This is a genomic window from Limnospira sp. PMC 1279.21, from assembly GCF_032349615.1.
Classification (GTDB): domain Bacteria; phylum Cyanobacteriota; class Cyanobacteriia; order Cyanobacteriales; family Microcoleaceae; genus Limnospira; species Limnospira fusiformis.
Window position 1 is genome coordinate 1 of sequence record NZ_JARPLU010000241.1, and the last position, 5,182, is coordinate 5,182.

A 5,182-nucleotide genomic window follows, 5' to 3' on the forward strand; every position below is an offset into this window, starting at 1 on the left:
GTCATCTCGTCCTCTCCATTATACGTCCTAAGTGTTCTGTCTTGTGCTATAAATAATCAAAAATTACCCGCCCCTCTCAACTGACCGCCCCCCAATATTGCCTTTGAGGGGGGGTACAGATTAAGCTAGAGCAGGTTAGCTAGGTTGGCTGAAAGGAATATCAAAGATATTAGCTGGCAGACGCGAGATTTTCAGCTACAAAGTCCCAGTTAACCAGATTTTCGATAAAGTTATCGATGAAACCTGGCCGCGCATTTTGGAAGTCCAGATAGTAGGCGTGTTCCCAAACATCGAGAGTTAGCAGGGGAGTTTTACCCTCAACCATGGGGTTAACAGCATTAGCAGTCTTGGTAACTTTCAGTGTGCCATTATCCAGGACTAGCCAAGCCCAACCACTACCGAACTGGGTAGCCGCTGCGTTCTTAAATTCTTGAATGAATGCGTCAAAGCTACCGAAATCTGCTTGAATCTTGTCAGCCAAAGCTCCTGTAGGTTGACCACCACCATTGGGCTTGAGGCACTTCCAGAAGAAACTGTGATTCCAGACTTGGGCAGCGTTATTAAATATACCAGACTTAGAAGGATCATTGTAAGTGGCTTTGATGATCTCTTCCAGGGACATATTAGCCATGTCTGTACCTTCAATAGCAGCATTAAGGTTTTTGACATAAGCTGCATGGTGCTTACCATGATGGTAGGATAGAGTATTAGCGGACATTTTGCTAGACTCTAGTGCATCCTGATCAAAAGGTAAACTGGGAAGTTCAAAAGCCATTGTGTTTTCTCCTCTCTCAAATATCTAGGCTTCTCGATTTGTCTTGAACGGGACAAATTTATGAGCGAGCCTACATAAAACTTTACAATATCCTGATCATATACCATCAACGGTCACTAAAACAAATCTAGTCGGGCTAACTTTGGTTTGTGAAGGTCTGCCCCCTCGGCTTATCTCCTACCCGGTGGCAGGTAAACCCCAGTATCTTGGTGCAATTAGTTTTGAGAATACCGCGCTTTAATGCCCATTTAGGGGATGGTTCTGCATTCAGGGATGATTCCCATCGGCTAACTTACTAAACCCGCCGGGCGGCTTGTCAAAGTCAATTATTTTGGGCCTGCAATTGTGGAACCAGAGGTTCAGCGGGATTAATCCTTACACCGGGACAGGGAGCGATCGCATCGGAGCCATATTGCATCCCCAACCCGGAGCGCGCGCCATGATTTTGTGGGGCAGGCAGTGGCCAAAGTAGCCAACGACTCTGAGGGGAAAGGCTCATGATACTGTCAGAATTTTGAGTAATCCAAATCAGTGGAACATCAGGGCGGTCAATGGTGCTATTAGATTGACCCGCAATAACCCCAGCCAAAACGGAGAGAACGCCCCAATTGCCTTCCACCAGTCCGTCGGAGGCAGTCCATAGCCGTACATTAAGTTGAGCGCGACGAGCGTAGAAATAAAGAGAAGCAGCCACAGAAACGGCGGTTTCAAAATCGGTATGGTCCCAAGAAAATGCACTATCAAGACAAATAACTACTTCCTGACCCCCAATAGCGACCTCCAATTCTCGGACTCGTAGATCCCCATAGCGAGCACTAGAACGCCAATGAATCAGTCTAGTAGGGTCGCCGATACGATAAGGGCGTAAAGTGCGAGTAATGCCTTCTGTGGCTTGATCAAGGCGAAAGCAAGAGTAAATCTCTGGACCTTGGTCTACTTCAATGCTATCAACAATAGGACAAGCAGTTAAAGGCAATACGGTGGGATAAACAATAGCTGTAGCAGGAACTTGGCGATCGCGACTACACCAAAATAACCCCAGGGGAGAAGCCGATCGCAGTCTCACCCCAGACCAATGGTAAATCCCCCGGCGTTTAGTAATACGGGAATATTTCCAGTGATAAACTTGTCCGGGTCCAATGACATCAATAGACTCCGAAGCATCTCCCAACTCTGTGGGGAGGCGATCGTAAATTTGAAATAGGGGACAAGATTTTTTCGACTGGTTTTCGATTTCCAGTTCAAAAGTGAGGCGCGAGCCCACACTGACCGGAGTAATAGGGTAGCGGCGAACCTGAAGGGGACGAAGACTCCGCCCTGGCAGAATTGCCGCGGCCAATAACAAAGCCAACCCCATACCACTAATCACATACAGCCACCCTGCCATAGTATTAGTAGCAGCCCCAAAGAAAAAAACCGTCAGAAACCCTAACAGCCAACCAGCATAAGCCGGAGTTACCCAGTTACGTTCTAACCAATTAGTAATTTTGCGTTTTGACCCCATAACATAATATCGCGCCGCTCACACCAGGATAACCAAAGTTCAACAAAAACTCCAGAAGTTTCCGGTTTCATCAGAAAAACTGGAAACAGTCTATAATTTTGGCGATCGCCCAACTGGCAAAAAAACCAAGAAGCCTCGCGCCTACTGGTTAGCTGAATGTCAATTTTGAGCAATTGGGCTAACATGAGATCCTCAATGCTATATTCTATGATTTGAGCTAACAGGAGAAAAACTGGTCTAAGCTAATTATCAAGTTGAAAACCCTGTAGCTTTGTTTTCTGGAAGGAGTGGAATCAGCGTGTCATTAACAAACGTAACAGTCCGAGGTAGACAAAGGCTTGAGTCGCCACCGTCAGGCTTATTTGACTTCATCCAGTCAGTAAGCAAAGTTACCGCCGGAACCATATTGGGTACAACCATGTTAGCCAGTTCCGTGGTGGCAGGAGGGCTGGTGGGTCTAGCCGTTAGTTTCCGTAACTTACCAGACGTAAGGGTATTACAAAACTATATTCCCACCGAAACCACCCACATCTACGATATTCAGGGTAGACACTTAGCCAGCCTTCACGACGAAGCCAACCGAGAAGTAGTTTCTCTTGATGAAATATCCCCCCATGCAAAACGGGCGGTATTAGCTATTGAAGATAGCCATTTTTATGATCATCGGGGTATATATCCCACCGGGATAGTACGAGCTATGCTTGCTAACCTGGAAAGGGGGAAAACCGTAGAGGGTGGTTCGACCATAACCATGCAGTTGGTGAAAAACCTGTTTTTATCCCCCAGCAGAACCATTAGCAGAAAAGCGGCTGAGGCGGTCATGGCAATTCGCCTCGAACAAATTTTAGACAAAGACGAAATTCTAGAATTATACCTAAATCAGGTTTACTGGGGTCATAACCTTTATGGGATTGAAACCGCCGCCCAAAGCTATTTTAACAAACCAGCATCGGAGCTGAGATTATCTGAAGCGGCGATGATTGCGGGTTTAATTTCCGCCCCAGAAGACTATAGCCCCTTTGTTAATTATCCACTAGCTAAACAACGACAGGCTCAAGTGCTTAACCGCATGGTAGATCTAAATTGGATTACTCCAGAAGAGGCGGCGGAAGCTAGAAAAGAACCCCTATTAGTGGGTAGGATCACCTCATTTAGAACCAGTGAATTGCCATACGTGACGGAAGCGGTGGTTCAGGAGTTAACTAGGGAGTTTGGTCGTGATGCCGTCCTGAAAGGGGGAATGCGGGTTCAAACGACCATTGATTTGAACTTCCAGCGCATGGCAGAAAGAACGGTGAGGGAATGGCACGATCGCCTTTATTATCGAGGAGTATATCGCGATCGCAATAACGGTCAAATCGCATTAGCCGCCGTAGACCCCACTACCCATTTTGTCAAAGCCATGGTGGGAGGGTCTGATTATAATAAAAGCCAGTTCAACCGAGCTATTCAGGCTCAACGGCAACCTGGATCCGCCTTTAAGCCATTTGTTTACTATGCCGCCTTCGCTACCGGTAGATACGCTCCTAGTACCATTGTTCAAGATACCCCTGTTAGCTATCGCGACGGGTCTGGGTATTATTCACCCCGCAACTATGGCGGTGGCTTCTCCGGCGCTGTTACCATTAGATCAGCTTTAGAGACCTCCCTGAATATTCCGGCCGTCAAGCTGGGTCAATCTGTAGGACTCAATCAGGTAATCGAGGTTTGTCGCCTCCTGGGAATTACTAGCCCTATGGAGCCCGTCATTTCCTTACCACTAGGATCTGTGGATCTCACCCCTATGGAAATGGCTGCATCTTTTGCTACTTTTGCTAATGACGGTTGGCATTCTGACCCCACTTTTATTGTACAAGTCACTGATAGCCAGGGAAATGTCTTGCTTGACAATACCCCATCACCTCGCTTAGTTCTGAATCAGTGGGCTGTTGCCTCCCTAAATGATGTGTTGCAAGGGGTAATTACCAGTGGTACTGCCACCAGCGCCCGACTAGGACGACCAGCAGCCGGGAAAACTGGGACTACATCCTCCGAACGCGATGTCTGGTTTGTGGGTTATACTCCCCATTTATCGACAGCGGTTTGGGTTGGTAATGATGACTTCACTCGACTGGCTAGGGGAGTCACAGGAGGAACTGTCGCTGCTCCGGTATGGCGGGACTTTATGAGTCGTGCCTCTGTAGGGAAACCTCAAACTGGTTTTACTCCCGCTTCCAATTTTCCCCGACCTTAACCGGATGGGCAACAGGTGAGATTGAGATCGTACAATAGAATAAAGTCCCTAAATCATACTCAGTCTTGAGTTGAGCCTCCGGGATCAACCCCGGAGGTATTGGGTTTTCTGAATTAGGATGTTTGCGCCATGAATCTAAATACTTCTTCGACCTCTAGTGTACCAAGCAAAGTAGAGGTTTCTATCCATATTGATTCGGAATTATTGGATCAGGTCAAGCACTTGACTAATGATCCCAGTAAAGTCATTGAAACCGCTCTCCGACAATGGTTGCGGGGAGAACGCCCAGAAGATGATTTGGCTTTGAGTCTACAACGTAACCCTCCCGTGCCACCCCGGGGCGAGTGGAATGATTGAACAAAAACAGCGACGCACTCGGTCTACCTCACCGCCGGCAGGTCCGCAGGCAGGTGGGGAGAGCCTCATCAAAAATCTAGCATAGCCGGCGTGTTTGACCATCAAGCCACCTTGATGGTCATTGAGTTGGGGGCGGAAAGCCTTGTAAACCACGGTGCGATCGCCAGACTGATCCGGGTTCAATGTGTCAGTTGACATTGTACCCTAAAACGGGTACAATGGATGGGCAAGGTGGTGTTTAAGCCTTGACCGAAGCGGGTCAGCACCCCCGGCTGAAGCACGGGGGCTTCGTGCCCCCCTTTCAGGTAGCTGT

The 5,182-nt window shown here is 47.9% G+C and carries 5 protein-coding genes; 2 read left to right on the forward strand and 3 right to left on the reverse strand.

Annotation, left to right across the window (positions count from 1 at the left end):
• Positions 1–169 precede the first annotated feature (169 nt).
• The 3 genes from P5683_RS22460 to P5683_RS22470 all read right to left on the reverse strand — a co-directional run bounded on the left by P5683_RS22460 (position 170) and on the right by P5683_RS22470 (position 2,464).
• Positions 170–775 carry a superoxide dismutase gene (locus P5683_RS22460; RefSeq protein ID WP_006615995.1) on the reverse strand — a complete coding sequence of 202 codons (606 nt, stop codon included), beginning with the start codon at positions 773–775 and terminating at the stop codon, positions 170–172.
• 322 nt (positions 776–1,097) lie between these two features.
• Positions 1,098–2,279 (reverse strand): DUF58 domain-containing protein, encoded by a 1,182-nt coding sequence (locus tag P5683_RS22465; protein WP_006623864.1) that lies wholly within the window; start codon positions 2,277–2,279, stop codon positions 1,098–1,100.
• Positions 2,246–2,464, reverse strand: a complete 219-nt coding sequence (locus P5683_RS22470; RefSeq protein ID WP_006623865.1) for a hypothetical protein — start codon at positions 2,462–2,464, stop codon at positions 2,246–2,248. The genes P5683_RS22465 and P5683_RS22470 overlap by 34 nt, the downstream gene beginning before the upstream one ends.
• Before the next feature lie 233 nt (positions 2,465–2,697).
• On the opposite strand from P5683_RS22470, the gene P5683_RS22475 reads away from it, so the two are divergent.
• Both P5683_RS22475 and P5683_RS22480 read left to right on the forward strand, forming a co-directional pair.
• Positions 2,698–4,512: a transglycosylase domain-containing protein gene (locus P5683_RS22475; protein WP_223064846.1), complete on the forward strand. Its 1,815-nt coding sequence runs from the start codon at positions 2,698–2,700 to the stop codon at positions 4,510–4,512.
• 129 nt (positions 4,513–4,641) lie between these two features.
• Complete coding sequence (locus tag P5683_RS22480; RefSeq protein WP_006617421.1) at positions 4,642–4,869, forward strand: type II toxin-antitoxin system CcdA family antitoxin; 228 nt, start codon at positions 4,642–4,644, stop codon at positions 4,867–4,869.
• The last annotated feature ends 313 nt before the right edge of the window (positions 4,870–5,182 follow it).